This is a genomic window from Blastocatellia bacterium, from assembly GCA_035573895.1.
In the GTDB taxonomy this organism is placed as follows: Bacteria; Acidobacteriota; Blastocatellia; order HR10; family HR10; genus DATLZR01.
The window spans coordinates 1-18514 of record DATLZR010000071.1; the positions used below are offsets into that span (position 1 = coordinate 1).

An 18514-nucleotide genomic window follows, 5' to 3' on the forward strand; every position below is an offset into this window, starting at 1 on the left:
GCATTGTCCAAGGAGGAGAAAGCCTATGTGGGTCCCGAAATTTGTTCGAGATTGGCGCAAAGGGGTTGATTCGCCCGTCCCCACGCAGATCGTCTCCAATGGCGAGTTTATCCCTCGTCCCCAAAACGAGACGCAAAAAAAGATCGAGTATGTCATCGGCGAGATGGCCGAGGAGCGGGCCAAGAAACTCGGTATGGATCGCCGGACCTTCATGCGGACGACAATGGGACTGGCAGTGTGTTTCCTCGCTCAGAACAAGGTCTATGGCAAAAACTACTGGGATGTGGACGAAGCCGAGACGTGGGAACCCGCTGCCTACGAGGAGAAATGGCCCAAGGGCGAATACTTCATCTTTGACGTTCAAACGCACTTCACCAATGGCATTGCCCTGAATTTCCGTAATCTCGAGTTCATCCGCAACATGGGCTTTAACCTCAAAAACGATGCCGAAGCTTATAGCTTCCGCAACTTCGTCAAGGAAATGTTCTTCGACAGCGAAACCAGTATGATTGTCATCTCCGGCGTGCCCAGTCGCGAGCTGCTCCGGGCTCCCGATGGACGAGTGCTCGTGGATGCCGAGCGCACGCCCGGTGGGGCGTTACTGCCGAGCTGGCTCATGGCCAAGGCTAAGAGGGAAATCAACGCGCTGGCCGGCTCCCAACGGGCGCTGTGTCAGGGCAACTGCGCTCCCAACCACTACTGGGATCGCACGAAGAACCAGCCCGACTGGCCGGCCCTCTACGAGCAGATGGAACGCGAAGTCAAGGTGTACAACATTGACTCCTGGAAATGGTACTGCCATTTCGATCCCGGACGGTCCGGTCGTGGGTTCCAGCTCGATGATGAATACGCCGCTAAGTTTTACGAGTACTCGCGCAAACTCGGCGTGAAAATCTTCAGCGTCCATAAGGGCTATTCCTACCAGTCGCGCACGCTCGGCCACCTGGCTAATCCCAAGGATGTCGAGAAGGCCGCCCTGGAGAATCCCGATCTCACCTTCGTCATCTACCATTCGGCCATCAAGCACGGACCGAATGAACCCGACTGGGTTGCTAACAACAAATATGACCCGACGACCGGCGACTTCGAGTGGCACAACGTGCTCATGGACATCAAGCGACGGAATCCCCAGATCAACAATGTCTATTGTGAGATCGGGAGCTTCTTCGGCGTGCTGGCCATCGCTCACCCGGAGATGGCCATGCACGGGATGGGGAAGAACATCAAATACTACGGCGTGGATCACGTCATCTGGGGAACGGACTGCATCTGGTGGGGATCGCCTCAATGGTTGATTGATGCTTTCAAACGGTTCCAAATCAGCGATGAGTTTTGCGAGAAATTCGGCTACCAGAAGCTCACCAAGGAGGATAAGGCCAAGATCTTCGGCCTCAATGCTGCCCGGATCTACGGCATTGATGTGGCGGCTAAACGGAACCCGCTGCCGGCCGATACGCTCGACCGACTGAAAGTCGCCTATGAGCAATCGGGAGGTGAGCGGAGTAATGCCATTTATGGATGGGTTCGGGCGGATGATTAGCGTGAGCCTGGGGCTATGGCGCTGTGTCGGGGGCAGCTATCTCTGGCCGCCCGCGCTCGAGCTGTAATACACGCGGGGGATCACGGAGAACCCCCTCGTGTGAGGCTGCCCGGCTTTGCCTGAATCCGCCGATCTCGCGTGGAGGAGGAACTGACCGATGAAGCAGACCATCATCGTTGCAACCATCTTCACGCTCGGCATTGCGCGTGGGAGCTGGTTCCCGGTTTCCGCCCAGACGGATCGGCTCCAGGGACGATGGGAGGGAACGGTTCGCTCGCTTCAGGGGGAGCGTCAGGTGGTGGCGCTCATCAAAAAGGATGGCAATAAGTACAGCGGGAGCATCACCGGCATTCGTGGCGATCTCCCCTTCAAGGAGATCACCGTCGAGGGAGATAAGGTCTTGGCCGTGGCCGAGATCAACTCCCCTCAAGGGGTCATCCCCATCCGCTTCAGTTTCACCCTGAAAGACGATACGATGAGCGGGAAGGGAGAAGTGGATTTCGGCGGTCAGACTTTCTCCTTCGTCTACGATCTCAAACGGACGAGCCTGGATCCGACTCCACCTCCGGGGGCCACCTCGCCCCCTCCGGCTCAACCATCGCCGCAGCCGCGCGGTGTTCCCCAGCCGCAGCAACGACAATCCCTCGAATACTTCGTCGGCCAATGGACCTTCAAGTGGATTGGTCGAGAGAGTCCGCTCGGTCCCGGCGGAGTGCGCGAGGGAACGGTCACCTACAGGCTCAGTGCCGATGGGCGGAGTCTCGAGGCCCACATCAGCGGCAGATCAGATGAGGGAACGTATCAGGAGAGCGCCACCCTCACGTTTGATCCGGAGCGCAAAATCCTGAGCGTGAGCGAGCGATTGATGTCCGGGATCACACTGCGCAGCCAGGGCGATTGGTCGAGCCCCATCGCCATTCGCTTCACGGTTGAACCGCTGACGGTCAAGGGACACCGGCTTCAAATGCGTCGCACGATTTCGGTGATCTCCGCCTTCTCGTTCTCGGTGCTCGATGAGCTGTCCGAAGATGGTGGGCCTTTCATTCGGCTCGGCCACGCGACCTTCTCCAAAGTCTCATCGGGTGAATCGAAACAGTGAGGGATATGGACCAGCCGCTCTGGAATTTCGAACAGGAGCCTTTCGACGAGCCCTACGATGAAACGAGCATCAATCTGAGGGCCTATTTCGACCGGATGCCGGACGAGAAGATGCGGGAATACTCGCCGGACTGGACCGATGCTCAGGTCATCGCCTGGGACGGCAATTTCCGCGACGACGGCTTCCTGTTTCTCCCCTGTTCCGAACGCGACGTGGATGTCCGGGAGTACCGCCGGGTTCTCGAAGAGTGCATCCGGTATCGGAACCGCGTTCGGGAAAAACTGCAGCAGCCGGCTTCCCCGAGGTGATGGTGCGGGGAAGATGAACGGTGGTGACACGCGGTCGCGCGACGTCAATATTCGCAGAGGGCGCTATGGACGGTGTACTTTTTCACCTCCGTAAGCGGCCCTTCAGCATTGTGACATTCGGTGCAAATGGAGAGGCGCGGCAAGCGTCGGTGTTTGTGGCTGGAGTTCGCGTGAACATCGTGACAGGAAAGGCATGTGGGCGTCTCGATGCCGGAGAGGACAACGTCGCGGATGTTTCGCAAGACGTGGCGGTCGGCGGGATTGAGCGTCGCATCCTCGGCGCGGGCGAAATCCACGGCGAAATCCTTAAAGAGATTGTCGCCGGGAACGAACGTATTGGGATAGGGAAGTCCGGTCGAGCGTGATGTCCCGATGCGAATATGGCAGGACGCGCAAATCGAGGTGATGACGAGCGCCTCGCGTCGGCGGCTCCGGGACAGCAACACCAGCGAGGGATTGGTCGAGTGCTTCAGATCAACCACCCCGTGACAGGTGTAACAGTCGAGCGAGAACGCGGAATAGGTCCGCGTCTTGGGATCAACCGCCGTTGTGTGACAGCCGGCGCATCGAGCGGAAAATTTCTCCTCGTCCCAGGCCACCGGGTCGGTGCCGTACCAGGCGCGAGCCTGATTGGGTCCGGCCATCTCCGCTCGCGTCGTAAGCAGGGCCAGTCGTCCATATCCGACACTTTTGAGAAAGCGGAGATACTTCCGTCCGCCGAGGAAAAACTCAATCTCATTGGCTCGGGCGGCCAGTGCGGGTTGACTCCTGATCAGGGCCGCGAGTTCCGGAGCGTCTTCCCGACGGCGAATCGTCTGCCCGTGAGGATCCTTCGCCCAGCTCGGCCCGATGTCGTTGCGATGACAGAACAGGCACTCGTCGCCCGTGACATATTCAGGAAGGGGTTGGCCGGCATGCGTGCTGCCCCAGGCAGCCGGGTCTCGTCGAACCGGTTCCGCCTGACGAGCCTGCTGAGTCCCACGGGAGAAGGCAACTCCCACCCCGATGCCCAGCAGGATTACCGCCCTCATCACCCGGCATGGCTTCATCCCGTGTGGCCTCCTCAGTGGGCCCGCCATTATACGATGGTTGGTCGGCTCAGGTCGAGAGCAACGATACCCCAGAACTCCTCGACCGTGACAGATGCTGGCAATTCCTGCGGGAATGCCGGCGCTCGTCTGGACGCTTCGCCGGTTCATTCAAGGACCGCCGGTCTCGTCAGCGAAATCGAGGATGCACACCTCGCTTCGCCATCAAATGACCAGACGATGAGAATCGTCTGCGGATGAAAAGGGGTCACGCATTGGTGGGAACCGTTGTTTCGGGCACTTCTCGCATTTGGCGGACGAATTTTGGAGGAGCGACGTATGCGACGACGGACAATTGCTGTCATTAGCACCGTGATTCTTTTTCTGGCGGCCGGGCTGAGGCCGTCAGTTTCCCAACACCCCTCGATTCGACGCATTGACGAGATGGTTCCGATGCGCGATGGCGTGCGGCTCGCCACCACGATTTTTCTGCCCGAGGGAGAAGGGCGGTGGCCCGTCATTCTCATGCGTACGCCCTACGGGAAGGACCTGTTTGCGACAGCGGCGTCTTTCTGGACAAGCCGTGGCTACGCCTTCGTCGTTCAGGATTGTCGCGGCCGATTCAAAAGCGAGGGTCAATACCGCCCGTTCCTCGACGATCATACCGACGGCTACGACACTGTCGAATGGATAGCCGCACAACCCTGGTCCACGGGGAAAGTGGGGATGTACGGAGCATCGGCGATGGGCATTGTGACGAACCTGGCGGCAATGATGAATCCTCCACATCTTGTGGCGGGATTCGTCATGGTCGCCCGATCGAGCGTCTATCATCAAACGGCGTACATCGGTGGGGTCTACCGCAAAGAGATGAACGATACCTGGCTCAAAAGACAGAACGCCGAATGGGTCATCGCTGAAACCCTCAAGCATTACCTCGACGATGGCGCCTTCGACCTGAACGAAATCTACAAGCACTGGGAGAAGATCCGCATTCCCATTTACAACTGGGGCGGGTGGTACGACATCTTCTCCCAGGGAACGATTGATAATTTCGTCGGCCTGCAACATCGGGGTGGTGGGCTGGCGCTCGGCAATCAAAAGCTCATCATGGGTCCCTGGGGACATGGTCAAATCGAGGAAGTGAAGTATCCGCCGAATTCCGTCGTCAGCGCACAGGAGGAAGCCGCTCGCTGGTTCGATTACTGGCTCAAGGGGATTGACAACGGGATTATGCGCGAGCCGCCGGTGCGCTACTACGTGATGGGTGATGTGACAGATCCTCGGGCGCCCGGCAACGAGTGGCGGACGGCATGGGACTGGCCGGTGCCGGCACGTCCTACGTCTTTGTTTTTGAGAGCGGGGGGCGGATTGAGCGAGACCCTTCCTCCAGAGCAGGAGAGCACCAGCAGCTATGTCTACGATCCCCGCAATCCCGTTCCCACCGTCGGTGGGGCCAATCTCTTCATCAAACGCGGGCCGATGGACCAGCGAGCAATCGGCGAGCGCAAGGACGTGCTGAAGTTTCAGACACCCCCCCTGGAACAACCGATCGAAGTCACCGGGCGTGTGACGGTCGAGCTATGGGCCGAAAGCGATGCTCCCGATACCGATTGGATGGCCAAGCTCATTGACGTTTATCCCGATGGAGCGGAACGACTCGTTCTGGATTCGGCTCTCCGGGCCCGCTTCCGCGAGGGATTCACGCGCGAAGTGTTCATGAAAAAGGGAGAGGTCTATAAGTTCACGATTGATCTCTGGTCAACGAGCCTGATTTTCAATCGGGGCCATCGGATTGCCGTGCACATCACAAGCTCGAACGATCCGAGATTCGATCCGAATCCCAATACGGGAAAGCCTCCTCGGGCGGATAGTGAGACTCGCCCGGCACATAACACCATTCATCACGATCGGGCGCATCCGTCCCGGATCATCCTTCCCGTGGTCCCTTCGATGTCGGAGCCTTTGAAGCCTGCTGGATCGTCGTCGAGGACTGCCGCGCCGTGACCGAAGAGGGAGAGTGTGGGGTCATCTGGTGGGGCAGGGGGGCGCCGGCGGCCGCCCGAACCGGGACGGAGGGGAGAGCAGCCGCCTTTGTGAGTGAGGCTTCCGCTCATCGCTGAAGGCAAGGTCCCTCGGAGGTCGGCGCTCATTTTCCGTCTTGACAGGCCAAGGGGTTTCCGGTAATCTCACGGCAGCAACCGACCGACCAACCGGTCGGTTGGTTGCCCGTCGGCCTGATTGATAGATCATCGTGGTGAGGGATGAAACTCTGATGGTCGCCACCAACGCGCCAGTAGTTTTCTCCTCGAAAAGGCAAGCGTTCTCCGGCTACCATCTCAGCGAGCTTGTGGAAAGGGAATGTAATCCTTGAGCGCCTGTCTGAGAGAGGGGTGGCGATCCGTCGTTATTGTCTCGATGAGGTGTTGTTGATCACCCGTCGGCGGGGTGGTCTCCGTCCGACGAGACTCTTCTCGCCCGGAGCGAGGATGAAAGGAGGGAGGACGATGAAGCCAAGACTTTCCTGGTTGCTGCTTGTGATCGCCGGCCTGCTCGCGGTGGCGGTGCCGGTTTATCCGCAGGCCGATGTCTCGACCGCGACGATCAAAGGAACAGTGATGGATCAAAATCGGGCCGTCATTCCGGGGGCCACGGTGACGGTTCGGAATATTGCTAAAGGGGTGAGTCGGTCGGTCACAACCGGCCCCGATGGCAGTTACCTGATCTCGCTGCTTCAGCCCGGCATCTACGAACTTCGGGCGGAAGCGACGGGTTTTGAGACACTGGTCGTTGACCAACTGGAGCTGCGGGTGGGGCAGATTGCGGTCTACGATCTATCGCTTCGTGTGGGCGCGATCACCAGCGAAGTCGTGGTCACCGGAGATGTGCCGGTGATTGAGGTCGAGCGCACACAACAAGCCAATACGATTACGGAGCGGGAGATCGAGAATCTACCCAACATCGCTCGCGGCTTCACGGCGTATGTGTTCATTCTTCCCGGCGTTTCCAGCTCTGATGCTCCCCGCGCCCAGCAGCCCTATTTCACCTTCGGGAGTTCGGGCTTTTCCATCGGTGGCAGCAACGGTCGAAATAACCTGGTCACGGTGGACGGGGGAGAGAACGAATATGGGTCGGGGCAATTGCGATTCGGACTCAGTCCGGAGGCCATCCAGGAGTTTCAGGTCAACCGTAACGCCTTCAACGCGGAGTACGGTTTTACAGCGGGAACTGCTGTCAACGTGGTCACGCGCAGCGGGACGAACGAGTTTCATGGCAGTGGGTATACCTACTATCGCTCGCAGAAGACCTCGGCGCGGAACTTCTTCGATCGGCGACCCCGGAAGGCGTTCAATCAGGTGGTCTATCCGGGGTTCACTTTAGGAGGGCCGCTTGTGCGCAACCAGGCGTTCTTTTTCACCTCCTACGAGTGGACGAAGTCGGACATCGCGCGCTTCCGTCGGTACACCGACAATCCGGCGATTCTGGGACCGACCCCGGCCCAAACGGCCTATCTCAATCAAATGGAAAGCGCCGGCAGTGCCGAGTTACGGGGACTGGCGGATTCGTTGCGCCGATTGCTGACGGCCAGGAACTTCCCTCATACGATGAAACTGCTCACTGAGAACGAGGGAACGTTCAACGCTCCGGATCGCATTCACAACTGGCTCTTTCGCGTGGACTGGCGGCTGGGTTCGAATGATTTCCTGTCGGCGCGATTCACGCTCTTCCGCAGCGATACCGATGGTCTTGGCGCGAGCAACACGATCGCTCCGAGCAATGCCAATGCGGTCTTCGCCCGTGACTACACACTCACCGTGACGTGGGCGCATAATTTCGGCGCGCGCGTGGTGAATCATCTGCGCGCGCAGGTGGTTCCCAATAACTCGGCTCTTGCTCTGCCCAAGGATCCGACGGGAACCCAGGTCAATATCAGTGGGGTGGGAATTTTCGGCCGTTATCGCTTCAATCCCTTCAACACGTTCCAGGATCGTTTCCAGATTGACGACACGGTCGCGTTGTCTCACGGCAAGCACCTGATCAAATGGGGTGGCTCCTATCGTCCGGTGAATTATCGGGTCGTCAACGAGCTGTGGTTCGGCGGCGAATGGACGTTCTCCTCGGGCGTCTATCCGCTCGGGCTTCTGGTCCCGGCTTCGTTGCAACCGGCCTTTGCCGCCTTCAACGCCTCCATAGGGGCTCCGGCGAGCGGTCCTCCGGCTGCCAATCTCACGGCGCTCCAGTCCTATAGCCTGGGCATGCCCTTCCTCTATCGTCAGGGGTTCGGTAATCCCGTCTGGGCGGATTGGGCCCACTACGTGGCAGCGTTTGTTCAGGATTCCTGGAAGGTCACGCCGCGATTCACGCTCGATTACGGGGTTCGCTTCGACTACGATAACGAAGCGGCCCCTCTGTCGGCCAATGCCTATGTCTCTCCCCGATTGGGTTTTGCCTGGGATCCCTGGGGAGATCGGAAGACGGTCATTCGAGGCGGCGGCGGGATTTTCGTCTCTCCCATTTACTATCAGGTCGCGTATGTTACGAGTCTGCTCGATGACAGCGGGCGCTTCATCAATCAGGTCTTCCGCACGCCCGCATTCACGACGCAATCACCCATTCGACTCTGGCAATTTGGCGTGTCCCGGGGCAAGCTCCCCTTCCGGGCGCTCAGCGAGGAGGACGTCAAAGCCTTCGGCATTTCCACCGAGCGAGGGTCTCCCGGACGAGTGATCTTCGAGGCGGATCGGGATTACGAGAACAACTACTCGATTCAGGCGAGCTTGGGAATCGCCCGGGAACTTGTGCGCGATCTCTCGCTGGAAGTGGCCTATCAAATGTATCGCGGCGTTCACCTCCAGATGCCCCACGAAGTCAACTATCGGGAGTCGGGGCGGGTTCATCCGATCTTCGGCCCGCAATTGACGGCGATTGATCCGACCATCGTGCAGAAGAATCTCTACAGCTCCATCGGGAACTCGATCTATCACGGCATGACGGCCTCACTGACCAAGCGCTTCAGTCACAATTTCTCGCTGCTGGTCAACTACACCTTCAGCAAGGCGATTGACGACGTGACGGACTTCAATTCCTCATTCCACCCGATGCTGCCGACGCGGTTGGATCTGGAGCGAGCCATTTCCACGTTCGACATTCGCCACATCTTTGTGGCGAGTGGTGTGTTTCGCACGCCCTTCCGGGCCGGTTCGGGACAGAACCCGCTGGCGCGCATCCTGGCGGACATCACGCTCACGCCCGTCATTCGATTGCAAACGGGGATCCCGTTCACGATTCTGGCGGGCACTGACGTCAACGGCGATACCCATGCCGAACAAGATCGGCCCATAGCCGCCTCTCGCAATACGGGCATCGGCGACAATTACTACAATGTTGACCTGCGCCTCAACAAGCAGTTCTATATCGCTCGCGATTCGGGCGTGCGCATCGAAGCGATTGTCGAGGTGTCGAATCTGTTCAACCGGGCCAATTTCCTATCGGTCAATAATGTTGTGGGAACCACATCGCCGCTGCTCAACGGACCGTTCAATCAAAGAGGCAGCAAGGCGATTCCCAGCACGTCGCCGCTCGGCTTCACCTCGGCGGCGCCCGGACGGCAGTTCCAGTTCGCCCTGAAGCTGGCTTTCTGATGGCGATGTGGTATCCGCTTGACGGTCTGCGAAAAACAGAGGCGGGAAAACCTGAACTTCTGGCCTATGCACTTGAAAGCCCGTACTCCGTCCGGGGGAGTTCCCGGTGGAGTACGGGCTACGACCACGAAACATGAAAACTCTTTCCTGTCCTTTCGCGTCTTTTGAGGGCTATTTGCCGAAAAGTTCCGGCCATAGCTTTCGGCCTTTTTCACCGAGACAAAATCAACCAGTCTGAATCTGTGCCATCTGTGGCCGATTTTCGGGAGGAGGGGAAAACTATGCTCAGACGTGTACGGGTGATCATGTGCCTGCTTATGTTCCTTGCTCTGGGGAGCGAAGGTCATCAGAAGAGCAAGGCGGACCGTTTGCTGAGCGATCCAATTCGCCTTGATTCCGGTTTGGTATCGGGTCAGCGCGTCGGCGAGGCAGGGGACGTGCGCGTGTACAAGGGGATTCCCTATGCGGCTCCGCCCGTGGGGGAGAATCGGTGGAAGCCGCCTCAGCCGGTGACCCCGTGGCAAGGCGTTCGCGCTGCCCTGGAGTACGGTCCATCCTGCCCCCAGCACAATGTGCTGGAGCGACTCTATGGAGGAAAGCTCGGGCCGACCAGTGAGGATTGTCTCTATCTCAACGTCTGGACGCCAGCCAGGCGGGCGGATGAACGATTACCCGTCATGGTCTGGATTCATGGTGGGGGGTACACGGCGGGCTCCGGATCGAGCCCGTATTACGACGGCGCGAACCTGGCCCGTCGAGGCGTCGTGGTAGTAACGTTCAACTATCGGTTGGGAATCTACGGTTTCTTCGCCCATCCTCTCCTGTCCAGGGAATCACCTCACGGCGTGTCGGGCAATTACGGGCTGCTCGACCAGATTGCGGCTTTACAATGGGTCAAACGAAATATTGCCGCGTTTGGCGGAGATCCCAATCGCGTCACCATCTTCGGCGAATCGGCGGGAGCGGGGAGCGTCTGCTATCTCATGGTCTCGCCCCTGGCCAGGGGCCTGTTCCACCGAGCCATCGCTCAGAGCGGATCGGCATTTGGCCAGAATCGTCATCTCAAAGAGTCCTGGTATGGCCAGGAACCGGCGGAGCGCGTCGGCGTGCGAGCGGCCGAACGCCTGGGCTGTGACAAGGCGAGCGATCCGCTGGCAGCCCTGCGGGCCAAATCGAGTGAAGAGTTGCTGGCCATCACAGGGGCCGGATTGGGAGCCGGCGGAGCTGGAACTTTCTCTTTCGGGCCAATTGTGGACGGGTGGGTCGTTCCCGATGATCCCGGAGCGATCTTCGAGGCGGGCCGACAGCATCCCGTTCCGCTCATTGTTGGGAGCAATGCGGACGAAGGAACGATCTTCCTTCTCACCTCACCTGTGAGCGATGTAGCCGGCTTTCGTGCGATGATTACCTCGACCTTCCGCGAGAGAGCGCAGGATGTTCTCGCCCTTTATTCGGGTGCCGACGCGAGCGACGCACGCGCCCTCATGAACCGGTTCGTGACTGATTCCCGGTTCGTGGCACCCGCCCGGTTCTTTGCCCGGATGCAGAGTCGGGTGAGCCGTGCTTATCTTTATCACTACACCTGGGTGATGCCGAACGCGCGAGGCGCCCAACTCGGGGCCTTTCATGCCTCGGAGATTCCCCTGGTCTTTGGCAATCGTGAGGTGACGACGCTTACACAAGAGCAATGGAATAAGGGACCGTCCGCCGCTCTGATGGCCTACTGGGTTCAGTTTGCACGCACGGGCGATCCCAACGTCAAAGGGTGGCCCGCATGGCCGTCTTACGATCCCACCTCTGACCGTTACATGGAGTTCGGCACGGAAGTCGCCGTGCGCGCCCATCTCCGCAAGGAGGCGTGCGATCTTTTTGAGAGGATCGCCGCCGAGCGTCGAGCGAAGCGACACACCGGCTCTGCACCCTGATCGAGGAGGGCACGCGCTTGGGGAAAGGGACTCCTCCCGCGAGGATGGGACAACGAGGCGGACTCAAGGCCAGGAGGCCCTTGAACCCGACCGATTGGTCGGTCGGTGGAGGGAATTTCGCTTGACGAATACCCGCGCTCTTCATAAAATCTGCATGCATCATCAAACAGCAAGGGAGGTGTTGCGATGAGGACAGTCACGCAGGTGATGGCACTCGGGATCATTGGATTTTTCGCCCTCACGGCGACCTATTCGTCTGGTCAGGCAGATAGTCCGAAAAAGCAGGTGACGTTCACCAGAGATGTCGCCCCGATTTTCTACAAAAACTGTGTTATCTGTCATCGCCCTAATGATCTGGCCCCCATGTCGCTGCTGACCTACAGGGATGCCCGTCCCTGGGCCAAAGCCATCCGGGAAAAGGTGCTGACGCGAGAGATGCCTCCCTGGCATGCCGATCCGCGCTATGGAGAATTTGTCAATGATCGGCGACTGACCGAACAGGAGATTCAGACCATCGTTGCCTGGGTTGATCAAGGGGCCAAGGAAGGCGATCCGAAGGATCTGCCTCCGGCGCCGCAGTTTCCCGAAGGGTGGCATATCGGCAAACCGGATGTGGTTCTGACAATGGCCGAAGAGCATACGGTCGAAGCCGAGGGGCCGGATGACTATCTCTATTTCACCATCCCCACCAACTTCAAGGAAGACCGATGGGTCCAGGCCGCCGAAGTGCGTCCCGGCAATCGCAAGGTCGTTCATCATGTGATCGCGTTCATCCAGACGCCGGAGATGATCGCGGCTGCCGCCCGTGCCGGTCGAGGCCGTCGAGATAGTGCCGCCAGCATCTTTTATCGTGATGGTACGCTCTTCCGCGTGCGGATGGATGCACCCGTGTACGACGACGGCTGCAGCCGGGACAATGGAGGATCGGCTTTTGGCGTGGGGGAGGACGGAGGTGACAACTTTGGCCGATTGCTCACGGGCTATGCCCCCGGGAAGGATTGGGATGTGTGGCCCATCGGCACGGCCAAAAAGATCCCTGCCGGTTCCAATATCCTCCTCCAGATGCACTACACCAAAGTGGGAACGGTGGAGAAGGACCGAACGAGCATCGGTTTGATCTTCGCCAAAGAGCCTCCGAAGAAAACGATCATCACCCGAGGCATCGCGAATCACTATTTCCTGGTGCCGCCGGGAGCCGAGAATCACGAAGTGACCGCCTGCGCGAAATTTGATCGAGACATCACCATCATCGGCTATATGCCCCACATGCATCTTCGGGGCAAGGACATGAAGTACGAGGTGGTCTACCCCGACGGGAAACGGGAGACCCTGCTCTATGTGCCCAAGTACGATTTCAACTGGCAGCAGACCTACACGCTGAAGGAGCCCAAGCGAATTCCCGCCGGATCGAAGATCATCGTCACCGCCCATTTCGACAATTCGGCCAAAAACAAATACAACCCGGATCCCACGAAACCGGTGCGGTGGGGTGATCCGACCTATGATGAGATGATGATCGGCTGGATGAGCTTCACCGTTGAGGAGGGTTCGAGCAGGCCGGTTGTAGCCAGCGCGCCGAAGGGCCAGTAGCCGTGACGTCACGGCGGGACATCCCACTGGCGAATCGAGGGGCTGTCTCAGCCTGTGGGTCACCGGGAAATTGCCGCCTCGTGTTACCGTCCGTGGGGCCATCACCGTGCGCGATTGTTCTCTGATAACCGGGTCGGCCAATCAATGCCGCGCGTCTTTCTTATGAAACGCCGGGAGTGGAGCCTGTACGGTCTCGGCCTGTGCGTCTTGATTCTTGTCGCATTCCGTAGCGGATCGGCTCATGTCCCGATCACGACGAAGGTGCGTTTCACCCGCGAAGTGATTCGCATCTTTCAGCAGAACTGTCTGGGGTGTCATCGTCCTGGTGGGATTGCTCCGTTTTCCCTCGCCAGCTACGAAGAGGCCCGCCCCTGGGCCAAGGCCATCAAAGAGGAACTCCTGGAAAAGCGAATGCCACCCTGGAATGCACTCAAGGGATTCGGCGATTTTCGCAATGCGCCGCCTCTCATGCAAAACGATGTGGATCTCGTTGTGAACTGGGTCGAGGGTGGAGTTCCCAGGGGGGACGCCAAGGATCTTCCGCCGGAACCCTTAATCAGTTCGGACTGGCCTCTTGGAGTGCCCGACCGTGTCGTCGAGCTGCCCGTAGTTGAGGTCGCCGCCGATGCGGATGAATTTCGCTGTCTTCCCGTACCCCTGTCGCTTGGCCGAGATGTTTGGGTCTCGGCGTTCGATCTCGATCCCGGCAACGGGACGGTCGTTCACTGTGCGACATTTTATCGTGAACGGCGAGAGGAAGAGCCGAAAAGCTACGCCGACGGTCGTGAGATCGCTTCACCAGGGCAAAGCTGTCCGCCTCCCGGTGAGATTCTCGGTACGTGGGTGCCCGGATTGACTCCGGCCCACCTGTCCCCGGGGATCGGATACAGAATCTCGCCGGAGACACGACTTGTCGCCCGAGTTCACTACCGGGGTAGGGGAGAGGCGACCGTGGTGCACAGTCGCATTGGACTCTATTTCTCCCGAAGTGGGCGGAACCGTCCGATCACGCTCATTTCATTCACCAGTCCGTCGGAGCGCATTCCTCCCGGTGAGAGCCGTCATGCTCTCCGACTGCAGCACATCGTTGAGAGTGATCTCGCCGCCGTCGCCGTCTTGCCCCTCGCCCATCCATTGCTCGTGTCGCTTCAGGTGACGGCATACCGACCGGATAACACGGCAACCGTTCTTCTCTGGACGCGCGGATCGCGGTTTGACTGGCGACCAACTTACATCTACAAGGAACCGGTCCCTCTGCCACGCGGGACGCGGCTGGTCGTCACGGCCTATTTCAACAATTCGTCGGAAAATCCCTTCATGGAGAATGAATCTCCGAAACCGGTGCGGTTGTCCGAGATCACCCCGGATTCGCTGTGCACTCTTCTGGTCGTTCCCGAAAAGTAGCGCGGGCTTTCCAGTCTGTGCTTCCGGTCGCTCCCGAAAAATAGTGCGAAGTTTCCAGTCTGTGCGACGGTGGGACAAAAATGGCCGCGGGGTGGAATTCACCCTTTGAGCCGATCATGGCTCGATTCTAGCGCAGTCGTTCGGCTCGCACGGTGAAGGACACCGTGGTCAACGTTTCTCCTCGCAGAAACTGCGACCAGATGCGGTAGATGCCCGGACGCGGGAAGAGCGCCTGGAATGTCACATGGGGTCCCCCTCGAAGCGTTTCCCGATCTGCAGTGTCGGGAACCGTCTCGGTCGGATGCGAATGGATGTAGTCCGATTGATCCTGACTCAAAATGAGGGTGTGTCCCCAAGCCGCCAGATAGGGGCGAAGGTCAGTCACGGGATCGCCCGTCTTCTCGTCGGTGAGATAGTATTTGAGAGTTGTCTCCCGCCCGGCGATGATCGTGGGGGGATCGAGCGTCAGGTCAATCTTCATCCCGCTGGCAATTCGAGTGAGAGTGGTGTCGGGCACAAGCTGTGGAATGGAGGCGAAGAGATCGGGCTGGAAGCCTGCTGTCACCAGGTGAGTCTGAAGGACCTGTGGCAGTCCCTCCGCCGGATAGAAATCACAATAAAGCTTGTAGATTCCCGGTTGCGGGAGGACTGTCTCGATGACGAAACTCCCATCGGGCTGAAACGCGGGGTGAATATGCTGGAAGTGACTCATGTCCTGGCTGACGATGAACAGGTGAAACAACTCATCGTGCATGATGACGAAATCTCTGACCTGGCGACCCGTTTTCGGATTGATGACGGTGAAGCGCAGCGTGAGCTTTCGGTTAGGAACAATCGTAGCCGGTTCCGTCGTCAGCCTGAGGTCGAATTCTCCCGGGGTCGGAGGCGCCAGCGGAGCAAGTGGCATCAGGCACTTGGGACATTTTCCCGGTTCGCCCGACCGAATATCGAGATGCATCGGACAGGCATAGACCTGAGGGTATGGCGAAGATGGGCTGGGCGGGCGATTCGTTTCCGATTGAGCCGGTGATGTCGAGGACTGCCCCTGAATTGTCCCGGTCGTCTCAGGGGAGAGCCGGTCCTTGATCGCCGCCGGCCTGGCGGGCGGGATCGAGAGGATCAGCAGCGTAATTGCCGTTAGAGATGTCGGCCGCAGCGTCATAGCCACATACCTCCGCCAGAATTAAGCATCGGCAGATGGCTGAGCTTCAAGAGCCGTTTGCTGTCGCATCCACTGCTGGAGCTTCTGCATGTCTTTGCTGACGGTGCGGGACCCGGCGTACAGAATTCCCGTCAGGATGAGGGCGAGCGAGGGGATGAGATACATCGCCGAGTGCAACCCTTCGTCTCGGAACGGTTCTAATGCCTGGCGCGTCGCATCGAAGATCCCCGCGGCGCGAGCCGCCTGCTCGGTGAAGTAGTCGCTGGCCAGTCCCGTCGCCAGCGGACCGAACGAGGCTCCGAGCAGGTACATGGCGAAGAAATAGAGGGCCATCGCCGTTCCCCGGAGGGACGGCTCGATGACATCCTGGATGGTCGAGTAGACGGTGGCGTAATAAACATACATGACGGCGCAGCCCAACCCCATGAATGTCGTGAACGCCAGCGTCGCTCCGCGCGGCTGATCGAGCGCCAGAAAGATCAGCGGGACCGACAGTAGCAACGAACCCGTCGCCACCAGCAATCGCCCATTCGTCGCCCGCCGGGTGATCGCGTCGCCGAGCCATCCTCCCAGAATCAGACCGGGAATCCCCGAAAGGCCGAAAACGATCATCGAGATGAAGCCGGCCTCCCGGATGTCAACGCCGTGATAGCGCATGAGGAACGGAGAGAGAAACGACCCAATCGCGTACATGTTGAAGTTGTGAAGAGCCCCGGAGAGGATGATCCACCACATCGTCGGAGTGCTGAGGACGAGTTTGTAGGGTGATCCCTCTCGGCGATTCGCTCCGATGCTGTGTGCTTCCGAAGCCCCTCGCGTCGGTTCTCGAATGAGCAGGGCTAACGCGGCGCAGATCAGGCCGGGGATTCCTGCGACATAAAAAGATGGTCGCCAGCCGTAGGCGCGCGCAATGGAACTGCTGACGGCGAAGCTGAGCGCGATGCCAACCGGCAAGCCGAGCATGAAGATGGAGAGGGCTTTCGCCCGATCCTTGGCCGGGAAATAATCGCCGATGAGCGACGTCCCGGCAGGAGCGCATGTGGCCTCGCCGACGCCGACGCCCAGCCGGAGCACGAATAGTTGCCAGAACGAGCGGGCCAAGCCCGATGCCGCCGTGAGAAGGCTCCAGACAAAGACGCCCGCCGCGAGAATGCGCGTGCGCGTTCCCTTGTCCGCCAGTCGTCCCAGTGGAACGCCGACAAACGCATAAAGAAGCGTGAATGCCGTGTTCAAGGCTCCGATCTGGGTATCGCTCAGGTTCCACTCTTTCCGAATCGGCTCGGTGACGGCGCCAAGAATCTGGCGGTCGAAGAAATTCATCGTGTTGATGGCGAAGAGCACTGCTAAGGCATAGAGACTTCCCGAATGCCGCGTCATCTTCTGCTCCCCTCACCGTTTCGTCTGTCCCGCTGTCGGCGTCATCATAGCCAAAACCGGCCCTCGACGGAAGGTCTGTGCTGACGCTGAGGGGCCATTCCAGGAGCGAGCCGGACCGGACCGGTGTCTCCCCTGCCAGCGCATGGCGAGTGCCGGCGGGCGGCTCTTTGGGTCACTCTTTTCTCTCCTTCTCCAGCAGGCGTTTCAGCTCCTCGATGCGCTCGACCAGACGAGGGATCTCCTTCATGGCGCTGGCGCTATCCGTTGCATGAACCAGGGCGGCGATCCCTGCCCGGATTTCGTCGCGGCGGGCGAGAAGTTCATCGCTGCGGGGCCTCGAAAGGATGGGGAGCAGGGGCGTTAATTCGTCGCGTTTTTGCACAAGGGTCTGGAACTCCGATGGGAGCGCCGGGAGATATTCCAGTCCGTGACACCCGGCACACACATAGGCGAAGCTTATATTCGCTCGGATGCCGCCGATGGCATGAGCCCCGTGACAGTGAACGCAATCGAGCCGGGCAATTCGCTGCCGTTCTCTGTAGTGACGGCTCGTTGTGAAGACCTCAACAATCCGGGTATGGCACGGGCGACAGATCATCAACGTTTGATCGGGCGTTGGCCGGCCCACAAAGCCGTTCATGTGAGCCCTTCGCTGATCGCTTGTCGAAGAGTCTCCCGCGTGACAGATGGTGCAGGCGAACCCTGTTCGGCCATGTGTGCTCTCTCGATAGAGGACAACGAGCCATTCATCGCGTTTGGCGTGACAGGCTACGCACTGATCTTCGCCTCTGACCTTAACGGAGGTCAAAGGTGCATCCCGCTCCGACCCTGACAGATCATGGATGCGCCCGCTCGAAACGATGTGATGTCGCCCTTTTTGCGAGCGGTGGCGATCCCTTGCTCTCTCGGCTGATGCTGTCGCGCCGAGAAACAGCAGGATGAGGAGGACAGGCGCCATCGGAAATCTTCGGCGACGCATGATGAGGCCTGCCGATGCAGTCATTGTCTCATCGCCCCTCTTTGAGACGCCGATCATTTTGATCGAAAACTCGGGCGGGTGCAATCTCCTTGAGGCCAGTCGGGTTGGATCAGTGCCACCTTTTCCATTGAGATCGGTTGCGTCCACCGAGGGGCCTGGCTATATTTTTCCCACCCCGGAGCAACAATCTTCGGCAAGGAGGGAACTATGGCCAGGACAACACGACGTCACTTTATAAAATGGGCGGCTCTTGGAGCATGGGCAGCACGTTCACCCCGCGTCGTTCGGGCGATGCGAACCGAAGGACGAATCCATCAACTGATTCCTGAACCCATGGTCGCGCCGCAGGGGGCACCGAGCGATCGTGTTCGCATTGCCACCATCGGAATGGGCGGCCAGGGCATGGCCGATACGATGGCGGCCCTGCGCGTCCCGGGTGTGGAGCTGGTGGCGGTCGCCG

The 18514-nt window shown here is 59.3% G+C and carries 13 protein-coding genes; 9 read left to right on the forward strand and 4 right to left on the reverse strand.

Translation table 11 applies throughout. From position 1 onward, the window contains the following. Positions 1-25: 25 nt before the first annotated feature. The 3 genes from VNM72_07150 to VNM72_07160 all read left to right on the forward strand — a co-directional run bounded on the left by VNM72_07150 (position 26) and on the right by VNM72_07160 (position 2947). On the forward strand, positions 26-1540 hold the full coding sequence (locus VNM72_07150; GenBank protein ID HXF05177.1) for an amidohydrolase family protein: 1515 nt from the start codon (positions 26-28) through the stop codon (positions 1538-1540). 157 nt (positions 1541-1697) lie between these two features. After that, positions 1698-2639: a hypothetical protein gene (locus VNM72_07155; protein HXF05178.1), complete on the forward strand. Its 942-nt coding sequence runs from the start codon at positions 1698-1700 to the stop codon at positions 2637-2639. Positions 2640-2644: 5 nt separating this feature from the next. Beyond that, positions 2645-2947: a hypothetical protein gene (locus VNM72_07160; GenBank protein ID HXF05179.1), complete on the forward strand. Its 303-nt coding sequence runs from the start codon at positions 2645-2647 to the stop codon at positions 2945-2947. 44 nt (positions 2948-2991) lie between these two features. Here VNM72_07160 and VNM72_07165 read toward each other — a convergent pair whose 3' ends face one another. After that, complete coding sequence (locus VNM72_07165; protein HXF05180.1) at positions 2992-3996, reverse strand: hypothetical protein; 1005 nt, start codon at positions 3994-3996, stop codon at positions 2992-2994. 318 nt (positions 3997-4314) lie between these two features. Here VNM72_07165 and VNM72_07170 point away from each other — a divergent pair, with 318 nt between their 5' ends. The 5 genes from VNM72_07170 to VNM72_07190 all read left to right on the forward strand — a co-directional run bounded on the left by VNM72_07170 (position 4315) and on the right by VNM72_07190 (position 14536). Continuing rightward, positions 4315-5982: a CocE/NonD family hydrolase gene (locus VNM72_07170; GenBank protein ID HXF05181.1), complete on the forward strand. Its 1668-nt coding sequence runs from the start codon at positions 4315-4317 to the stop codon at positions 5980-5982. Between the two features lie 500 nt (positions 5983-6482). Beyond that, positions 6483-9617, forward strand: a complete 3135-nt coding sequence (locus VNM72_07175) for a carboxypeptidase regulatory-like domain-containing protein (GenBank protein HXF05182.1) — start codon at positions 6483-6485, stop codon at positions 9615-9617. Positions 9618-9898: 281 nt separating this feature from the next. Then, positions 9899-11542: a carboxylesterase/lipase family protein gene (locus tag VNM72_07180; GenBank protein ID HXF05183.1), complete on the forward strand. Its 1644-nt coding sequence runs from the start codon at positions 9899-9901 to the stop codon at positions 11540-11542. 186 nt (positions 11543-11728) lie between these two features. Continuing rightward, the gene (locus VNM72_07185) at positions 11729-13132 is read left to right on the forward strand and encodes a cytochrome c (GenBank protein ID HXF05184.1); all 1404 of its coding nucleotides are present in this window, start codon (positions 11729-11731) and stop codon (positions 13130-13132) included. 162 nt (positions 13133-13294) lie between these two features. Then, positions 13295-14536 (forward strand): cytochrome c, encoded by a 1242-nt coding sequence (locus VNM72_07190; GenBank protein ID HXF05185.1) that lies wholly within the window; start codon positions 13295-13297, stop codon positions 14534-14536. Positions 14537-14663: 127 nt separating this feature from the next. On the opposite strand, the gene VNM72_07195 is transcribed toward VNM72_07190, so the two are convergent. The 3 genes from VNM72_07195 to VNM72_07205 all read right to left on the reverse strand — a co-directional run bounded on the left by VNM72_07195 (position 14664) and on the right by VNM72_07205 (position 18033). Next, positions 14664-15698, reverse strand: coding sequence for a heavy metal-binding domain-containing protein (locus tag VNM72_07195; GenBank protein ID HXF05186.1), 1035 nt, complete (start codon positions 15696-15698; stop codon positions 14664-14666). Positions 15699-15719: 21 nt separating this feature from the next. Further along, a complete protein-coding gene (locus VNM72_07200; protein HXF05187.1) occupies positions 15720-17075 on the reverse strand; it encodes an MFS transporter in 1356 nt (451 codons plus the stop codon). 172 nt (positions 17076-17247) lie between these two features. After that, complete coding sequence (locus tag VNM72_07205; GenBank protein HXF05188.1) at positions 17248-18033, reverse strand: cytochrome c3 family protein; 786 nt, start codon at positions 18031-18033, stop codon at positions 17248-17250. A gap of 228 nt (positions 18034-18261) precedes the next feature. Between VNM72_07205 and VNM72_07210 the strand changes: the two genes are divergently transcribed. Continuing rightward, the coding region (locus VNM72_07210; protein ID HXF05189.1) for a gfo/Idh/MocA family oxidoreductase at positions 18262-18514 on the forward strand (253 nt) is incomplete at its 3' end.

Bases quoted from the DNA above. Each gene is read 5' to 3' on its own strand.
- VNM72_07150 (HXF05177.1), top strand. From the start codon at position 26: ATGTGGGTCCCGAAATTTGTTCGAGATTGGCGCAAAGGGGTTGATTCG.
- VNM72_07155 (HXF05178.1), top strand. From the start codon at position 1,698: ATGAAGCAGACCATCATCGTTGCAACCATCTTCACGCTCGGCATTGCG.
- VNM72_07160 (HXF05179.1), top strand. From the start codon at position 2,645: ATGGACCAGCCGCTCTGGAATTTCGAACAGGAGCCTTTCGACGAGCCC.
- VNM72_07165 (HXF05180.1), bottom strand. From the start codon at position 3,996: ATGAAGCCATGCCGGGTGATGAGGGCGGTAATCCTGCTGGGCATCGGG.
- VNM72_07170 (HXF05181.1), top strand. From the start codon at position 4,315: ATGCGACGACGGACAATTGCTGTCATTAGCACCGTGATTCTTTTTCTG.
- VNM72_07175 (HXF05182.1), top strand. From the start codon at position 6,483: ATGAAGCCAAGACTTTCCTGGTTGCTGCTTGTGATCGCCGGCCTGCTC.
- VNM72_07180 (HXF05183.1), top strand. From the start codon at position 9,899: ATGCTCAGACGTGTACGGGTGATCATGTGCCTGCTTATGTTCCTTGCT.
- VNM72_07185 (HXF05184.1), top strand. From the start codon at position 11,729: ATGAGGACAGTCACGCAGGTGATGGCACTCGGGATCATTGGATTTTTC.
- VNM72_07190 (HXF05185.1), top strand. From the start codon at position 13,295: ATGAAACGCCGGGAGTGGAGCCTGTACGGTCTCGGCCTGTGCGTCTTG.
- VNM72_07195 (HXF05186.1), bottom strand. From the start codon at position 15,698: ATGACGCTGCGGCCGACATCTCTAACGGCAATTACGCTGCTGATCCTC.
- VNM72_07200 (HXF05187.1), bottom strand. From the start codon at position 17,075: ATGACGCGGCATTCGGGAAGTCTCTATGCCTTAGCAGTGCTCTTCGCC.
- VNM72_07205 (HXF05188.1), bottom strand. From the start codon at position 18,033: ATGGCGCCTGTCCTCCTCATCCTGCTGTTTCTCGGCGCGACAGCATCA.